Consider the following 15,355-nt stretch of genomic DNA (forward strand, 5'->3'; position numbering starts at 1 on the left):
TCCATGCCTACAATCACCACCGAGCCCACACCGCCCTCAAAGGTCAGACACCGGTCAGCCGCGTCACCAACCTCTCAGGTCAATACAGCTAGACGTGCTGGCCGAACACGTGCCGGCGCACCCAGGCGTGCATCGCGATCGCCGCGGCCGAGCCCGCGTTGATGGAGCGCGTGGATCCGAACTGCTCGATGGACAGCGTGGCCTCCGCGGCCTCGTGCACCTCCGGGGTCAGTCCGGGGCCCTCCTGCCCGAAGACCAGCACGCATTTCTGCGGCAGTTCGTACGTCTCCAAGGGAACGGAGTCCGGGAAGATGTCGATCCCGATGATGGCCAGTCCCTCCCCCTGGGCCCAGGCCACGAAATCCTCCACCGTGGGGTGGTGGCGGACGTGCTGGTAGCGGTCGGTGACCATCGCCCCGCGGCGGTTCCACCGCCGTCGTCCGATGATGTGGACCTCCTTGGCGAGGAACGCGTTGGCCGTGCGCACCACGGTGCCGATGTTGAGGTCATGCTGCCAGTTTTCGATGGCGATGTGGAAGTCATGCCGTTTGGAGTCCAGATCCGCGACGATCGCCTCGTGCCGCCAGTAACGGTACTTGTCCACGACGTTGCGCCGGTCGCCGTCGGCCAGGAGGTCCGGGTCCCAGTGGTCGCCTTCCGGCCAGTCACCTTCCCAGGGTCCGACGCCGACCTCGGGTTTTGGCTCCTGCGTCCCGTTCCGGTCTGGCTGGGGTGGGTCTGGTTGGGGTTCGGGTGTCCCGGGCGTTTGCGTCACCCCTCAACACTAGACTGGGCTCCGGAACGCAAACATCTCGGTGAGGATAAACATGGCAGAAGCGGACAAGGTAAAGACATCGGCGGCCGTGTACCGCAGCGGCCAGGAGATCGAGTGCTGGCTGACCGACATGGACGGGGTCCTGGTGCATGAGAACCAGGCCGTGCCCGGGGCCGCGGAACTGATCCAGCGCTGGGTGGACACCTCAAGGCGCTTCCTGGTGCTGACCAACAACTCGATTTTCACGCCGCGTGACCTCGCGGCCCGGCTGCGTGCCTCCGGCCTGGAAATCCCGGAGGAGAACATCTGGACGTCGGCGCTGGCCACAGCCCAGTTCCTGAAGGACCAGGTATCGGCCGGCGGACCGGACAGCGGAAACCGCGCCTACACCATCGGCGAGGCAGGGCTGACGACGGCGCTCCACGAGGCAGGCTTCATCCTCACCGACCAGAACCCCGACTTCGTGGTGCTCGGCGAAACCCGCACCTACTCTTTCGAGGCGATCACCACGGCCATCCGCCTGATCCTCGCCGGGGCCCGCTTCATCGCCACCAACCCGGACGCCACCGGGCCGTCCAAGGAGGGCCCGCTCCCGGCAACCGGCGCCATCGCCGCGCTCATCACCAAGGCCACCGGCCGGGAACCGTACGTTGTGGGAAAGCCGAACCCGATGATGTTCCGCTCGGCCATGAACCAGATCGATGCGCACTCGGAAACCACGGCGATGATCGGCGACCGCATGGACACCGACATCATCGCGGGCATGGAGGCCGGGCTGCACACGGTGCTGGTGCTCAGCGGCATCACGCAGCGGGACGAAATTTCCTCCTACCCGTTCCGCCCCAACCAGGTGCTGGCCTCCGTCGCGGACCTCAAGAACCAGATCTGACCAAGAACCAGCTCTGACACAGGCCGCTGCTGGCTGGCGGCGTCAGAACGGGGTCATCTTCCCGCCGCCTGCGGGCAGCGGGAAGATCTCGTTCTCCAGGTCCTCGAGGATGGGCCGGTACACGAACGGGTTCCAGCCCGGACTCGCGTGTGCCGGCAGCGCCCCTGTGGTCTGCCGGTCGGACGAGACCATGTTGGCGGCGAACGTGCGCGCCCACGAATCGCGGGCTGTCCGGTAGTTGACGGTCTGGTCCCGCTGGTTTCCGATGTAGGCCATCCGGGTGTCGCCGATTTGGCCGGCGAAGCGCGTGGCGTCGAAGTGGTAGATATAGGCCGATTCCGTCTGGATCAGCACGCTGGAGGGAGCGAGCGGGGACAGCTGCTCCAATGTCTGGTTGAGGATCTGGCGCCAGGTGCGCTCGTCCTTGTGGGCCACCCTCTCCCCCAGCTCGTAGCCACCGCGCAGCACCGACGGGATCCGGAAGCCGCTTTCATAGAGGAAGACCACGCCGTCGAACCAGCTCTGGTCCAGGACGTCGAACTTGCTGTAGGGGCTGCAGTCGAGCACGATCAGTTCCACCTTGACGCCGTGCAGCTCCAGCAGCCGGGCGGCCACCTGTGTGGCCACCATGCCGCCGAAGCTGTGCCCGTAGAAGTAGAGCGTGCTGAGGTTGTTTGCGCGGACGTGCTCGATCACCGCGATGACCAGCTGGTCGATGTCCAGTCCCAGGTTGGAGTATCCGGCCGCCGCGAGCTGGCCGCGGAGCCTTAGGCTGCCGCGGAGCGAGTTGAGGATCCACTGGGCCTCTTCCCAGCTGGTCTTATAGCCGGGGAACAGGATCCAGCTGGCGTTCGGGAAGTAGCTTTGCGCGAAGTCGTCCTCGACCACGAGGATTTTGTGGACCTGCCGCTCCTCCTGCACCCGCTTGGTGAACAGCATGTCCGCGGCGAGGACGGTGGAGGCGCCGGCTCCGGTGAGGAAAGTCCGGCGGGAGAACCGCTTCAGGTCCGCGGCGCGCCGAAGCAGCCGGGCTGCGTCCCCGCCCGGCGCCTGATGCTGGCCCGTCTGGCCGGCGGCCCCTTCATATGGCACTGAACTACCCTAGGCACAGGCCGGCGGGGCAACACAAGCGGGCGTGTCCCCTGCTGACGCGGGTGGGCAAAAAGCGAAGCGGACGACGGCGGGAGGTCCCGCCGTCGTCCGCTGCAGTTCCGCTCCGGCCAGTTCCGGCCGCTAAATTAGCTCAGTCCAGGCCGAGCTCGTCCTTGCTGAAAGCGTAGAGGTACGGCACGCCGGCTTCGGCTTCGATCTTTTCCTTGGCGCCGGTGTCGCGGTCGACGATGACGGCAACAGCCACGACGTTGCCGCCGGCGTTGCGCACACCCTCGACGGCGGTCAGGGCTGACCCGCCGGTGGTGGAGGTGTCCTCGAGCACCAGGACCTTCCGGCCCTCGACCGAGGGGCCTTCCACCTGCCGGCCCATGCCGTAGGACTTCTGGGCCTTGCGGACCACGAACGCGTCGATCGCCCGGCCGGCGTCGGCGGCGGCGTGCATGACGGCGGTGCCCACCGGGTCCGCCCCCATCGTGAGGCCGCCGGCGCACTCAAAGTCGATGCCGGCGTCGTCAATCAGGGACAGCATGACCTGGCCCACAAGCTTGGACGCCTCGTGGTGAAGGGTGATGCGGCGCAGGTCGATGTAGTAATCGGCTTCCGCGCCGCTGGACAGGATGACCTTGCCGCGGACAACCGCGAGCTCCTTGATCAGTTCCAGAAGTCGGGCACGGGCAGCGGTATTGGACAGCGAGTCCGGGGTGGCAGTCATGGGTTCCAGTTTAGTCGGGCCGGTCACCTCCCCTGGCTTCGCCCCCGGACGGCGGGCGAAAGCAGGCGCGTGCTCGGGCAAGGGTCCGTGCGCGATCAGCCGGGGCAGCAGGCGCGTCAGCACGGGAAGGTGCTGGACCGCGTACAGCACCGCCGCCGGAGGCCCCGACCTCCTGCCGGTAAACAGCGGGACGAAGACCCCGCGGTGCATGAGGCGCTGGACGGACTGGATGATGACGGTGGGCAACTGCCGCCGCCGCTGCACCGCTGCAAGATCCTGCACCGTGACGTTGCGGCGCAGCAGGGCAGGCGCCAGCCGGGCGGCCGCGGCCACGGCGTCCTGGATGGCAAGGTTGATTCCCACCCCGCCCGCCGGGGACATCGCGTGAGCGGCATCGCCGATGCACAGCAGCCCGTCAACGTACCAGCGCCGCAGGCGGTCCAGGCGGACATCCAGCCAGTGCAGGTCGTCCAGGGACCGGATAGCGCCGACGCGGTCGGCGAGGTCCGGGCGCAGCGCGGCGATCCGATCCCGGAACCGCTCCACACCCTCGCTCTTGATCCGGGCGTCGGAGCCTTTCGGGGCGAAGTAGCCCATCTGGTAGTACGTGTCCCGGAAAAGGGCAATGACGGCGTCGCGGTCCCCGAACGCCGGAACGATGCCCGCCACCTCCCCCTTCTCCGATTCCGCCCGGGGCAGCTTGAACCACCAGGTATCGAACGGCACCGGGTATTCCTTCGACCTCAGGCCGGCCCTCTGGCGCAGCACCGAGTGCCGGCCATCGGTGGCCACCACGAGGTCTGCCCGCAGTTCACCCTCTGTCCCGTTCTTGGTGACGTACCGGATTCCGGCGACCCGGCCGCCGTCGGACATCAGGGAAGTTGCCTTGTGCTCCATCAGAAGCGTGAACGTGGGCTCCTGCTCAGCAGCGCGGGCGAGGAAATTCAGGAAGTCCCACTGGGGCATCATGGCGATGTAGTTGTAGGGCGGACGGAGCCCGCCGAAATTGCCCAGCGTGACCAGGCCTCCTCCGGGGCGCGGGAAGGCGACGTTGCGCAGCCGGCTCTGCGGCAGTTCACGGAACTCGGCGCCGAGCCCGAGTTCGTCGATGAGCCGGACGGTGGAGGCGTGGACGGTGTCGCCGCGGAAGTCCCGGAGGAAGTCGCCGTGTTTTTCGAGGACGGTGACCCGGACGCCGGCCCGTGCCAGCAGGAGTCCTAGCATCATGCCGGCGGGCCCGCCGCCCACCACCGCGCATCCTGTGCTCTCCATGAGCCATACGGTACGCCTCCCGCTGCACCCCGGAACAGAGACTCACAGCACAGAGCGCCAACAGAGACTTAAGCCCCTGATCCCGGGCGGAAACAGTTGAGCCTTGCTAATCCTGCTGACTAGTGTGGACCACATGCGCAAACTCCAGGCCAAGATCATCGAAGAAATGGGCGTTCAGCCCCAGATCGATCCCGCAGAGGAGGTGCGCAAACGCGTCACTTTCCTGAAGGAGTACCTGAAGGCCACCGGCACCAAGGGTTTCGTCCTGGGCATTTCCGGCGGCCTCGACTCCACACTGGCCGGGCGCCTGGCACAGCTGGCCGTCGATGAGCTGCAGGCGGAGGGCACGGATGCGCAGTTCGTGGCCGTCCGCCTCCCCTACGGCGTCCAGCACGACGAAGAGGACGCGCAGGCAGCCCTGGACTTCATCAGGGCCTCCAGGGAATGGACGTTCAACATTTCCGCCGCCGTGGACGGCTTCGAGGACGAGTTCGAAAAGACTGTCGGCAACGGGATTTCCGACTTCCACAAGGGCAACACCAAGGCCCGCACCCGCATGATCGCGCAGTACGCCCTGGCGGGCGAGCACAACTACCTCGTCATCGGCACGGACCACGGCGCTGAATCCGTCACCGGGTTCTTCACCAAATACGGCGACGGCGGCGCCGACATTCTGCCGCTCTTCGGCCTGAACAAGCGGCAGAACCGCTCCCTCCTGGAACACCTCGGCGCTTCGGAGCGGCTATGGAAGAAGGTGCCCACCGCCGACCTCCTGGACGACAAGCCGGGCCGGACGGACGAGGACGAACTCGGCCTGACGTACGACCAGATCGACGACTACCTTGAGGGCCGCGAGGTGACCGAGGGCGCAGCGGCCCTGATCGAGGAGAAGTACCTGCGGACCCGGCACAAGCGCACTGTCCCGGTCAGCATCTTCGACTCCTGGTGGAAGGGCGAGGGCCCGGAGGAGCCCCGGGCGGGACTCTAAAACCCGCCGGGGATCCGGTGCGGCGGCGCCCGTTTGGGTCAGCCGTCCCTGGGCAGTCCACCTAGGGCAGCAGCAGGATCTTCCCGCGTCCGTGGCCGCCGCGGCTGATGTCCAGGGCGTCGGCGGCCTCGATCAGCGGCATGCGGTGCGAGACCGTGAAGGTGATCTGGCCTTCCGCGGCGAGCGTCGCCACCTCCGCCACCCGGTTTTCCAGCTGCTGGACGGCCGCCAGGCCTGCCGCCGCTGACTGCTCGCCCGGAACTGTCGTGACTGCACGGCCGTTCCCCTGGAGCAGCTCGGCGGTTGCCGCCAGCGAATCCTCGCTCCCCACGGTGTCCAGGACTGCCGTGACGGTGCCGGCGTCGTCAGAGACTGAACGCACCCGGTCCGCAAGCCCGGCACCGTATACCACCGGTTCGGCACCCAGTTCCCGCAGGTACTCCTGGTTGGCCTCCGACGCGGTGCCGATCACCCGTGCACCGAAGGCCTGCGCAATCTGGACCGCGGCCGAGCCAACCCCGCCGGCGGCTCCATGGATCAGCACCGTGTCCCCGGCTCCCAGCGCCAGCTGCTTCAGGGCCGAATACGCCGTCCCTCCGGCCACCGGGATGCACGCCGCCTGTTCGAAGTCCACCCCCGCCGGCAAGGGGGTCAGCTGGTCGGCCGGCACCACGGCTTCCGTCCGGTAGCCGCCGAGGAGTCCGTTCCAGATGACCTCGTCACCCACGCCGAACCCCTCAAAAGCGGGCCCGACGGCGGTCACCACACCGGCTGCCTCGCTACCGGGCACCACCGGAAAGTCCAGGGGGACCCACTTTTTCAGGTAACCGGCCACCAGTTTCCAGTCCGCGGGGTTGACGCTTACCGCCCGGAACTCCACCCTCACCAGGCCATCACCTGGCTCGGGGAGCTTTTCGGTACCCACCTTCAGGACCTGCGGATCACCGTACTCCTCAAAGTAGACCCGTGTGCTCATGGCTCTGGCTCCTTCGATGCTGTCCAGGCTTTACGAGGGGAGGAACTCTTCTGCAAGGGTAGGCATGCCCGGCAGGCACCACAACAGTTTTTGCACGGCTTCGAGGGAGGCGGCCGTCCGACGGCGGCCTGCGGCTACTGCCGCTGGTTCGGCCGCCGGCGATCGCCGCCCGCGCCCAGCCGGACTGTGAGCCGGTGGGCCTCCTCCAGCAGAAGCCGCCCCAGCAGTTCGCGCCGGTCCTCCCGGAACCGGGGCTCAATGCCGGTCAGCGACAGCGCCCACGACGGCCGACCGGCCTGGTCGAAGACGGCCGCACCCATGCCCCAGCTGCCCTCCAGCACCAGGCCCGGGTTCACTGAGTAGCCCCGCCGGCGGGTTTGCTGCAGGTTGTTCCGGACCACGTCTTCCGGGTGCCCGCTGGCGTATTTGCCGGCGTGGACGGCCCAGTCACCCAGGATCTGCTCCTGTTCGGGTTCGGGCAGGAAGGCCATTATCGCCGTTCCGGCCGAGGCTACGCCCAGCGGAAACCGGACGCCCTCATGCAGCACGAAGGATCGGACGGGGAAGCTGCCTTCCTCCCGCAGCAGGCACACGGTCTCGGCGCCGCGCCGGATGGAAAAGAAGGCGCTCTCACCGGTTTCCTCGGCGAGCCGGCGCAGGCTGGGCCTGGCGAGGTCCTCCAGCGGAAAGCGCGCCGCGGCCACCGATCCCATCAGCAGCGCTTCGGGACCCAGCACCCAGTTCCCGCTCAGGGGGTCGTGGTCGAGGAGGCCCTCGGCCGCGAGCGACGTGAGCAGGCGGTGCACGGTGGGACGGGTCAGCCCTGAGTCCCGTACCAGCTCCACGAGCGGGCTTCCCTCAGGCTTGCGTCCCACGATGCGCAGAAGGCCTGCAATGCGGCTCACGACCTGTGCGCCCTGGACTGGTGCCTGGTTCATGATCACTCCCGATGCTCCATATTGTGGACACTTCCCAGCCTACCGCCCACAGTGTAAAAGGGCGACGGTCCGGGGCTCCTGAATCCTTGACACCCACTCCGGCACCCGCGTACGCTCCACAGGCAGAAGCAGCGTCCACAAAGTGGACTGCGCCACAGCTCAACGAGGAGATGCGATGTCCAAACTTAAATCCGGTGCCGCCGATGCCCTGAGCGATGTCCTGAAGGACGGGATCACCCTTGCCGTGGGCGGGTTCGGGCTGAGCGGCATTCCGGCCGATCTGATCGAGGCCGTGCGGGATTCCGGGGTGCGGGACCTGACCGTGGTGTCCAACAACATGGGCGTTGACGGCAAGGGCCTGGGCGTCCTGATCGAGGCGGGCCAGGTCCGCAAGGTGATCGCCTCCTACGTCGGCGAGAACAGGCTCTTCGCCGAGCAGTACCTCGCCGGGGACCTCGAAGTGGAGTTCACCCCGCAGGGCACTCTGGCCGAGCGGCTGCGCGCCGGCGGCGCCGGCATCCCCGCGTTCTACACGAAGACAGGTGTGGGCACGCTGGTCGCCGAGGGCAAGCCGCTGGCGGAGTTCGACGGCGGGACGTACGTCCAGGAGCGGGCCATCCGGGCCGACGTCGCACTGGTCCACGCCCACACCGCCGACACGGACGGCAACCTGCTCTACCGCTACACCGCCCGGAACTTCAACCCGGTGGTGGCCACCGCGGGGGCCGTCACCGTCGCGGAGGCGGAAGTCATCTTGGAACCCGGAGCCCTGGACCCGAACCACATCGTCACGCCCGGTGTCTACGTCCAGCACCTGGTCCAGGCCAGCAACAGGGTCAAGGACATCGAGCAGCGCACCGTCCGCCCTGCTGGCGACCGGATCAGCGCTGAACTCGTCAACAACTAAGAAGGAGATCCCCGTGGCCTGGACCCGGAACGAAATGGCTGCCATCGCGGCCGAAGAACTGAACGACGGCGACTACGTCAACCTCGGCATCGGCATCCCCACGCTCGTCGCCAACAACCTGCCCGACGGCGTCCGGGTGGTCCTGCAGAGCGAAAACGGCCTGCTCGGCATGGGCCCGTTCCCGTACGAGGGCGAGGAGGACGCCGACCTCATCAACGCCGGCAAGCAGACCGTCACGGTCCTGCCCGGCGGCAGCATTTTCGACTCCGCCACCTCCTTCGGCATGATCCGCGGCGGGCACGTGAAAGTCGCGATCCTCGGCGCCATGCAGGTCTCCGGCACCGGGGACCTTGCCAACTGGACCATCCCGGGCAAGATGGTCAAAGGCATGGGCGGCGCCATGGACCTCGTGGCCGGAACCCCGCGCGTCGTGGTCCTCACCGAACACAACGCCAAGGACGGCTCAGCCAAGATCGTTTCCGAATGCACCCTTCCGCTCACCGGCGTCGGCGTCGTGGACCGGATCATCAGCGACCTCGCGGTTTTCGATCTGGAAAAGCGCGACGGCGGCCGGCAGCTCACCCTCACCCGCCTCGCCCCCGGGGTCACGGTTGAGGAGATCCGGGAAAAGACCGAAGCCGGGTTCAGCGTGGCCGCGGAGCTGCACGCCGAACCGGCCCGGCAACAGGGACGGCAGTAATTACCTTCGGTTGAGTACTCTCAGCCCCGCCCGCGGATCAGCCGGGCGATCCCGGTGAAGCCCAGCCGTTCGGCGTTCTCCAGCGCGGTTCTGCCCTGCGGGTCGCGGATGTTGGGGTCCGCCCCGGCGTCGAGCAGCTGGCGGACCACGTCCTGCTGCCTGGGCCCGCCATTGTTCAGGAGAATGGCTTCCTGCAGGGCGGTCCAGCCGAGGTTGTTGACGTGGTTCACCGGGACCCCGGCGGCGATGAGGATCCGGACTGTTTCCACGTGCCCGTGCTCGCTGGCCGGGATCAGGGCGGTCCCGCCGAAGCGGTTGGTGCTCCTCACGTCCGCCCCGTTCGCAAGGGTGAGCCGCAGAACCTCATTGAAGCCCTCGGCGCCCGCGTACAGGAAGGCCGAATCCTGGATGGAGTCCTGGGCGTTCACGTTGCCGCCCTCGCGGATCAGCTGCGCCACGAGGGCCACGTCGTTGGCCTTCGCCGCCCGGACCAGCCGCTGGTCCAGCTTTTGCTGCTCGGCCGGGGACAAAACAGGACGGGTGGTGGGCGCGGAAGCCGGCAGGGTCGGCTTGGCATTGGCGGCAGCGGACGACGGCGGCGGGCTTGCGGTGCCGCTACCCGGGCCGGTCCCGGCTCCTGACGTCGGAGTTCCCGCCGTCGGGGTTCCCGCCGTAGGACTCACTGACTGGGGGCTGGCGGCACTGGAACTGCCGGCGGAGGGTGCCCCGGGGGCGCACCCCGCCAACAGAACAGCCGCTACCGCCAGGCCGGCGAGGGGAAGTGCGGCACCCGCCCGCCCGCCGTCGTACACGTCCCTTGCCACGTGCCGCAGCCTACTTGGCGGCGATCACGGCGGCGCCGGCCTCGGCGCACGCTTCATCCAGCTTGCCGTCCGGGGCGCCGCCGACGCCGATGCCTGCCACGGAAACGCCGTTCACCTTCAGCGGGACGCCGCCGGGGAGGAAGAGGGTGCCGGGAAGGTCAGCGATGCTCGGACCGTTGCCGCTGATCCGCTTGGCGAGTTCGCTCGTGGGGCTTCCGAAGGCAGCGGCCGTGTACGCCTTCTGCTTGGCGGATTCGATGGTGTGCTCGGCAGCGTTGTCACCGCGCAGGAGTGCCTGCACGGTGCCGAACCGGTCCACCAGGGCCACCGTGACGAACGGCAGCTTGTCCGCCTGGCACTTGGCAAGCGCCGCACCTACCGCCTTTGCCGACGCGCCGACGGTGATCCGGTTCTGGGCGACCACATTCTCATCGACCGGCTGGACGTCCGCGGCCGGCACGGCCGCCGGGGCTGCTGCCGGCTGCGCAGCGGGCTGGGCAGCGGCGGCTGAAGACCCTGATCCGGCGTTGCCGACGGCGGTGGCACCGGCGGTGATGACGAGGGCTCCGGCTGCCGCGGCGGCAAAAATCTTCTGGGACTTCTTCACGGTGGTTCTCCTTCAATGAGCGGCTTCTTGTGAGCGATCGGTGTGCCAAACAGCTACATATCCATGGTGGCCCCGTGCCGGTCCGGGCACATCAGGCCATCAGTTGGGGCTGGCTGGTCCTTTCGGCTGCCGCTATCAGCCAAAAGGTTGAGAGACCAGCAACGGCGCGGGCAATAGCATGGTTCGTAGCACGTCATCCACCCGAACCGGACCCGCCATGCCCTCCCCAGCCCCTCCCGCCGCACCGGACCTGCCTCCCGCCGCCACCGGCCCTGCTCCCCCCGCCGCAGGCAGCCGGCTGGGACGGATCGACGCGGCGGTCCACCTCGGTTTCGCCGTCCTCATCGTGGCCTCCGCGGTGCGGTACGTGATGCGGCACGGCCCCGCGGACAACCTGCTGGTGCTCGCGCTGGCGGCCGCGGCCTGTGCCCTGTACGCCATCATCGCCGTGCTCGCCCAGCGCCGACGCCCCTGGGCGCTGTGGATGTTCGTCCTCGTGGCGGTCTGGGCCGTCCTGGTGGTCTCCGCGCCCAGCTTTGCCTGGTGCTCGTTCGCACTGTTCTTCCTGTGCCGCATCGCCTTTACCGGGGCAGTCGCCTATGCGGCGGCAGGAGCGACGGCGGCAGCCACCGCCGCGGGACTGTTCCGGCTCAGCGACGGCACGGACCTGGCCATGCTCCTGGGCCCGCTCGCCGTCGGCGTCCTGCTGACGCTCATCTACGACCGGATTGAGCACGACGCCGCCGAGCAGCGGCGCCTGCACCACGAGGTCTCGCTCGCCCAGGGACAGCTGGCCGCCAGCGAGCGCAGGGCCGGCACCATCGCGGAGCGCGAGCGCGTCTCGCGGGAAATCCACGACACCGTGACCCAGGGCCTGGCCAGCAGCCTGCTCCTGCTGGAAGCCGCAAACCGCGCCTGGCCGGAACCGGCGTCGCGGCGGGATCTCCGGCAGGCCAGCGAACTGCTGCGCCGGAACCTGTCCGACACCCGCAGCCTGGTCCACGAACTGGCTTCCCCGGGCCTCGACGCCTCGCCGCTGCCGGACGCCCTGCGGCAGGCCGCCCTCCAGTACGTGCCGGGCGCCAGGCTGCTGGTCACCGGCGAGCCCCGGCCGGTGGCGGCGGAGGTCCGCCACGCGCTCCTGCGGGTGGTCCAGAGCGCCGCCGCAAACATCAAGCTGCACGCTTCCGCCAGCACCGCCACGATCACGCTCGGCTTTCTTCCGGACGCGGTTACGCTGGACATCTACGACGACGGCACGGGCTTCGATCCGGCAGCGGTAGCACCGCCGTCGGACGCCGGAGGTTACGGCCTGCGGGCCATGCGGCAGCGGGTTGAGCAGCTCGGCGGCGCCTTCTCGGTGGAAAGCGCCCCGGGCGAGGGAACTGTTGTGGCGGCACAGCTGCCGGCACCGCCGCCAGTCAAGCTGCCGGCCAAGGGGGAAGAATGAGCGTCATCACCGTGCTTTTGGTGGACGACCACCTTGTGGTCCGCAGCGGGCTGAAGGCCCTGCTGGGCACGCAGCCGGATATCGATGTGGTGGCGGAGGCATCCTCCGGCGAGGAGGCCCTGGCGGCCGTGGAGGAGCACTCACCCAACGTCGTGGTGATGGACCTGGCTATGGGTCCGGGCATGGACGGGATCGAGGCGATCAGGAAACTCCGCGAGCGCAACCGCCGGCAGGCTGTGCTGGTCTTCACCACCTACGATTCCGACGCCGACATCGTCCGTGCCGTGGACGCCGGGGCCATGGGCTATCTCCTCAAGGATGCCGCCCCCGAGGAGATCTTCGCTGCCATCCGCGGCGCCGTCCAGGGAAAGAGCGTCATGAGCCCGCCGGTGGCCTCGCGCCTGTTCCAGCAGCTGCGCAACCCGGACGAGGTGCTGACGCCGCGGGAGGCCGAGCTCCTGAGCCTCCTCACCGAGGGTCTCAGCAACCGGGAGCTGGGGCAGCGGCTCTTCATTTCGGAAGCCACAGTCAAGACCCACCTCGCCCACATCTACGCCAAGCTGGGCGTGGACACCCGGGCCGCGGCCATCGCCACCGCCATCCGCCGCGAGGGGATGCGCTAGCAGCGGGGGCTAGACTCGACCCTGTCCCAGCCCCCTGCCCTCCGAGAGGAACAGCCATGCGCGCCACCATCATCCACGGCCCTGGAGACATCAGGGTGGAGGACCGCGACTATCCGGCCGTCCAGCTCCCCACGGATGCGGTGGTCCGGGTGACGGCTGCCTGCGTCTGCGGCTCGGACCTGTGGCCCTACCGCGGGGTGAAGCCGGTCCACCGGCCAACCGCCATCGGCCATGAGTTCGTCGGCGTGGTGGAAAGCACGGGCACCGACGTGTCCGCGCTCCGCGCCGGCGACTTTGTCATCGCCCCCTTCGTGGTCAGCTGCGGCCAGTGCCCGCAGTGCCGGAACGGGGTCACCGTGGCCTGCGAGCGCCTCGCCGGCTGGGGCGGAAAGGACGACGCCGGATTCCCGGTCAGCGGCGGCCAGGGCCAGGCCGTGCGAGTCCCCCTCGCCGAATCGACGCTCGTCAAGGTGCCTGGGGTCCGCGAACCGGACCCCAAGCTGCGCAACAGCCTGCTGACCCTCTCCGACGTCATGGCCACCGGCCACCACGCCGCAGTCAGCGCCCAGGTGGGCCCGGGCCGGACCGTTGTGGTGGTGGGCGACGGCGCCGTGGGGCTGTGTGGCGTCCTGGCCGCCAGGCGGCTCGGGGCCGAGCGGATCGTCGCAATGTCCCGCCACGCGGACCGGCAGGCCATCGCCCGCGAGTTCGGCGCCACGGATATCGTGGCGGAACGCGGCGACGACGGCGTTGCCAAGGTCCGCGAACTGCTCGGCGGTGTCCTGGCCGACTCCGTGCTGGAGTGCGTGGGGACCAAGGAGTCGATGGAGCAGGCGCTGCACTCCGTCCGGCCCGGCGGCGCCCTGGGCTTCGTCGGTGTTCCGACGGGCGGCGCGGAGATCCCGTTGCGCTATCTGTTCGACAAGAACATCACCGTGGCCGGCGGCATGGCCCCGGCCCGCACCTACATCCCCGAACTGCTCAAGGACGTGCTGTCCGGCGCCATCAATCCCGGGCGGGTGTTTGACGTCGAGATGCCCCTGGAGGACGCTCCGGAAGCGTACAAGGCGATGGACGAACGCCGGGCCATCAAGGTGCTGCTGACGCCGTAAAAAACGGTTGCGTACCCACGGGACCGGGTCTACCGTGATGCGCATCAGTTCCCACCGCCGTCGAGGAGCCGTCATGGCAGGGTTTGTGCAGATCATCGAATTCCAGACCTCACGCATCGAGGAGATCGAAGCGCTGGGCCGCCCGTCAAGAACCGAGGGAACCACACTCCCCACGTTCCGGCGCATCAGCGCCACAGCGGACCGCGACCGTCCCGGGACGTACTTCACCATCGTGGAATTTGATTCCTACGAGTCGGCGATGGAGAACTCCAACCGGCCGGAAACCTCCGACTTTGCCGCGAAGATGGCCGCCTTGTGCGATGCTCCCCCGGTGTTCCGCAATCTGGACGTCATGTGGGAGGACACCGGACAGAAGCAAGGCAGCACAACCTAGGCCGGGACGGTCCGCAGCGTCTCCGACGCATATTAATCGGCAGATTCTCCCGTTACAGCTGGGACTCCTGATGACGGCAGCTATTGCACGCCCGGCGGATGGCCCATAGGTTGGAGACAGCGGACAACAGTTTCCGTCTCTGCCTGCTGTCGGAGCAGGACCAGAAAAGGGTTACAAAGGAAGTAGCAATGGCAACAGGCACAGTTAAATGGTTCAACGCCGAAAAGGGCTTCGGCTTCATCGCTCCGGATGATGGATCGGCAGACGTATTCGCCCACTACTCGGCAATTGCCTCCAGCGGCTACCGCTCCCTGGATGAAAACCAGAAGGTCGAATTCGAAGTGACCCAGGGCCCCAAGGGTCCGCAGGCAGAGAACATCCGCCCGCTGTAACGGCTTTCCAAGACTCCCCTGTCCGTGCTTGGCACGCACAGGGGAGTCTTTGGTTTCTGCCCGGTAGAGTGCCGCCATGGATGAAAAAGCGACCCTGCACCACTACCTGCGGACCCGGCGCGCCCAGCTCCTCGCCAAGCTCGACGGCCTGGGTGAATATGACATCCGCCGGCCAATGACGCCCACGGGAACGAACCTCCTGGGACTGGTCAAGCACGTGGCCAGCGTGCAACTGGACTATTTCGGCGAGGTGTTCGGACGGCCGAGCGGCCGGGTACTGCCCTGGTTCGCGGACGGCGCCGAGCCCGATGCGGACATGTGGGTCACCGCTGAGCAAACCCGAACGGAAATCGTCGAGCTCCATCACTTCTCGGCGGCGCACACCGACGCCACTATCGAAGCGCTGCCCCTGGACGCCCCCGGCGTTGTGCCCTGGTGGCGGGAGGAGCGCCGGAACGTCACCCTGCACCAGATGCTGGTGCACATGTGCGCCGAGACCTCCCAGCATGTGGGGCACGCAGACATCATCCGCGAATTCATCGACGGCTCCACCGGGCAGGGGCCCAACGACCCCAATCTGCCCGCGCGGGGCGCCGCGGAGCAGGCCGGCTACGTGGAGCGGCTGGAAGCGGCGGCACGGGAAGCCGCCGCACTTGCTGGGTGACCCCGCCCGGGTGGAACGC

Annotated in this window: 17 protein-coding genes and 1 pseudogene; 10 read left to right on the forward strand and 8 right to left on the reverse strand. The window is 68.1% G+C overall.

The genetic code is table 11. The features are described 5' to 3' along the window. Positions 1-88 precede the first annotated feature (88 nt). Positions 89-775: an RNA methyltransferase gene (locus ACFTR6_RS20575; protein ID WP_076798992.1), complete on the reverse strand. Its 687-nt coding sequence runs from the start codon at positions 773-775 to the stop codon at positions 89-91. Positions 776-827: 52 nt separating this feature from the next. Between ACFTR6_RS20575 and ACFTR6_RS20580 the strand changes: the two genes are divergently transcribed. Then, on the forward strand, positions 828-1,664 hold the full coding sequence (locus ACFTR6_RS20580; RefSeq protein WP_087872249.1) for an HAD-IIA family hydrolase: 837 nt from the start codon (positions 828-830) through the stop codon (positions 1,662-1,664). 42 nt (positions 1,665-1,706) lie between these two features. Here the strand turns inward: ACFTR6_RS20580 and ACFTR6_RS20585 are convergent, their stop codons facing one another. The 3 genes and pseudogenes from ACFTR6_RS20585 to ACFTR6_RS20595 all read right to left on the reverse strand — a co-directional run. After that, entirely contained in the window at positions 1,707-2,756 is a 1,050-nt protein-coding gene (locus ACFTR6_RS20585) for a thioesterase domain-containing protein (RefSeq protein WP_377959288.1), read from the reverse strand. 151 nt (positions 2,757-2,907) lie between these two features. Next, positions 2,908-3,489: an orotate phosphoribosyltransferase gene (pyrE, locus tag ACFTR6_RS20590; protein WP_172411620.1), complete on the reverse strand. Its 582-nt coding sequence runs from the start codon at positions 3,487-3,489 to the stop codon at positions 2,908-2,910. Positions 3,490-3,549: 60 nt separating this feature from the next. Next, positions 3,550-4,761 (reverse strand): annotated as a pseudogene (locus ACFTR6_RS20595) (FAD-dependent oxidoreductase); the annotation flags it as partial. 133 nt (positions 4,762-4,894) lie between these two features. Here ACFTR6_RS20595 and nadE point away from each other — a divergent pair. Next, on the forward strand, positions 4,895-5,749 hold the full coding sequence (nadE, locus tag ACFTR6_RS20600; protein WP_076798995.1) for an ammonia-dependent NAD(+) synthetase: 855 nt from the start codon (positions 4,895-4,897) through the stop codon (positions 5,747-5,749). 61 nt (positions 5,750-5,810) lie between these two features. On the opposite strand, the gene ACFTR6_RS20605 is transcribed toward nadE, so the two are convergent. Continuing rightward, positions 5,811-6,725 (reverse strand): NADP-dependent oxidoreductase, encoded by a 915-nt coding sequence (locus ACFTR6_RS20605; protein ID WP_377959289.1) that lies wholly within the window; start codon positions 6,723-6,725, stop codon positions 5,811-5,813. A 134-nt stretch (positions 6,726-6,859) separates the two neighbouring features. Beyond that, positions 6,860-7,663, reverse strand: a complete 804-nt coding sequence (locus tag ACFTR6_RS20610; RefSeq protein WP_076803581.1) for an IclR family transcriptional regulator — start codon at positions 7,661-7,663, stop codon at positions 6,860-6,862. Positions 7,664-7,838: 175 nt separating this feature from the next. On the opposite strand from ACFTR6_RS20610, the gene ACFTR6_RS20615 reads away from it, so the two are divergent. Both ACFTR6_RS20615 and ACFTR6_RS20620 read left to right on the forward strand, forming a co-directional pair. Beyond that, the gene (locus ACFTR6_RS20615) at positions 7,839-8,570 is read left to right on the forward strand and encodes a CoA transferase subunit A (protein ID WP_377959290.1); all 732 of its coding nucleotides are present in this window, start codon (positions 7,839-7,841) and stop codon (positions 8,568-8,570) included. Between the two features lie 13 nt (positions 8,571-8,583). After that, positions 8,584-9,270, forward strand: a complete 687-nt coding sequence (locus tag ACFTR6_RS20620) for a CoA transferase subunit B (RefSeq protein WP_377959291.1) — start codon at positions 8,584-8,586, stop codon at positions 9,268-9,270. Between the two features lie 20 nt (positions 9,271-9,290). Here ACFTR6_RS20620 and ACFTR6_RS20625 read toward each other — a convergent pair whose 3' ends face one another. Together ACFTR6_RS20625 and ACFTR6_RS20630 are read right to left on the reverse strand one after the other, a co-directional pair. Beyond that, positions 9,291-10,094 (reverse strand): ankyrin repeat domain-containing protein, encoded by an 804-nt coding sequence (locus ACFTR6_RS20625; RefSeq protein ID WP_377959292.1) that lies wholly within the window; start codon positions 10,092-10,094, stop codon positions 9,291-9,293. Positions 10,095-10,104: 10 nt separating this feature from the next. Beyond that, positions 10,105-10,701, reverse strand: coding sequence for a heme-binding protein (locus ACFTR6_RS20630; protein ID WP_377959293.1), 597 nt, complete (start codon positions 10,699-10,701; stop codon positions 10,105-10,107). Between the two features lie 217 nt (positions 10,702-10,918). On the opposite strand from ACFTR6_RS20630, the gene ACFTR6_RS20635 reads away from it, so the two are divergent. The 6 genes from ACFTR6_RS20635 (at position 10,919) to ACFTR6_RS20660 (ending at position 15,336) form a co-directional block, all read left to right on the forward strand. After that, positions 10,919-12,151 carry a sensor histidine kinase gene (locus ACFTR6_RS20635; RefSeq protein WP_377959294.1) on the forward strand — a complete coding sequence of 411 codons (1,233 nt, stop codon included), beginning with the start codon at positions 10,919-10,921 and terminating at the stop codon, positions 12,149-12,151. Beyond that, positions 12,148-12,774, forward strand: coding sequence for a response regulator transcription factor (locus ACFTR6_RS20640; protein WP_076799000.1), 627 nt, complete (start codon positions 12,148-12,150; stop codon positions 12,772-12,774). Before ACFTR6_RS20635 ends, ACFTR6_RS20640 begins: the two co-directional genes overlap by 4 nt. A gap of 56 nt (positions 12,775-12,830) precedes the next feature. After that, positions 12,831-13,886 carry a zinc-dependent alcohol dehydrogenase family protein gene (locus ACFTR6_RS20645; RefSeq protein WP_377959295.1) on the forward strand — a complete coding sequence of 352 codons (1,056 nt, stop codon included), beginning with the start codon at positions 12,831-12,833 and terminating at the stop codon, positions 13,884-13,886. 73 nt (positions 13,887-13,959) lie between these two features. Continuing rightward, on the forward strand, positions 13,960-14,280 hold the full coding sequence (locus tag ACFTR6_RS20650) for a putative quinol monooxygenase (protein WP_076799002.1): 321 nt from the start codon (positions 13,960-13,962) through the stop codon (positions 14,278-14,280). Between the two features lie 188 nt (positions 14,281-14,468). Further along, positions 14,469-14,672 (forward strand): cold-shock protein, encoded by a 204-nt coding sequence (locus ACFTR6_RS20655; RefSeq protein WP_003799085.1) that lies wholly within the window; start codon positions 14,469-14,471, stop codon positions 14,670-14,672. Positions 14,673-14,748: 76 nt separating this feature from the next. Continuing rightward, positions 14,749-15,336, forward strand: coding sequence for a DinB family protein (locus tag ACFTR6_RS20660; protein WP_377959296.1), 588 nt, complete (start codon positions 14,749-14,751; stop codon positions 15,334-15,336). Positions 15,337-15,355: the final 19 nt, after the last annotated feature.

The sequence above is a fragment of the Arthrobacter sp. NPDC057009 genome (genome assembly GCF_042673905.1).
Lineage (GTDB): Bacteria > Actinomycetota > Actinomycetes > Actinomycetales > Micrococcaceae > Arthrobacter.

Excerpts from the sequence above, each read along its gene's own strand:
- ACFTR6_RS20580 (WP_087872249.1), top strand. The coding sequence starts at position 828 with ATGGCAGAAGCGGACAAGGTAAAGACATCGGCGGCCGTGTACCGCAGC.
- pyrE (WP_172411620.1), bottom strand. The coding sequence starts at position 3,489 with ATGACTGCCACCCCGGACTCGCTGTCCAATACCGCTGCCCGTGCCCGA.
- nadE (WP_076798995.1), top strand. The coding sequence starts at position 4,895 with ATGCGCAAACTCCAGGCCAAGATCATCGAAGAAATGGGCGTTCAGCCC.
- ACFTR6_RS20605 (WP_377959289.1), bottom strand. The coding sequence starts at position 6,725 with ATGAGCACACGGGTCTACTTTGAGGAGTACGGTGATCCGCAGGTCCTG.
- ACFTR6_RS20610 (WP_076803581.1), bottom strand. The coding sequence starts at position 7,663 with ATGAACCAGGCACCAGTCCAGGGCGCACAGGTCGTGAGCCGCATTGCA.
- ACFTR6_RS20615 (WP_377959290.1), top strand. The coding sequence starts at position 7,839 with ATGTCCAAACTTAAATCCGGTGCCGCCGATGCCCTGAGCGATGTCCTG.
- ACFTR6_RS20635 (WP_377959294.1), top strand. The coding sequence starts at position 10,919 with ATGCCCTCCCCAGCCCCTCCCGCCGCACCGGACCTGCCTCCCGCCGCC.
- ACFTR6_RS20640 (WP_076799000.1), top strand. The coding sequence starts at position 12,148 with ATGAGCGTCATCACCGTGCTTTTGGTGGACGACCACCTTGTGGTCCGC.
- ACFTR6_RS20645 (WP_377959295.1), top strand. The coding sequence starts at position 12,831 with ATGCGCGCCACCATCATCCACGGCCCTGGAGACATCAGGGTGGAGGAC.
- ACFTR6_RS20650 (WP_076799002.1), top strand. The coding sequence starts at position 13,960 with ATGGCAGGGTTTGTGCAGATCATCGAATTCCAGACCTCACGCATCGAG.
- ACFTR6_RS20655 (WP_003799085.1), top strand. The coding sequence starts at position 14,469 with ATGGCAACAGGCACAGTTAAATGGTTCAACGCCGAAAAGGGCTTCGGC.
- ACFTR6_RS20660 (WP_377959296.1), top strand. The coding sequence starts at position 14,749 with ATGGATGAAAAAGCGACCCTGCACCACTACCTGCGGACCCGGCGCGCC.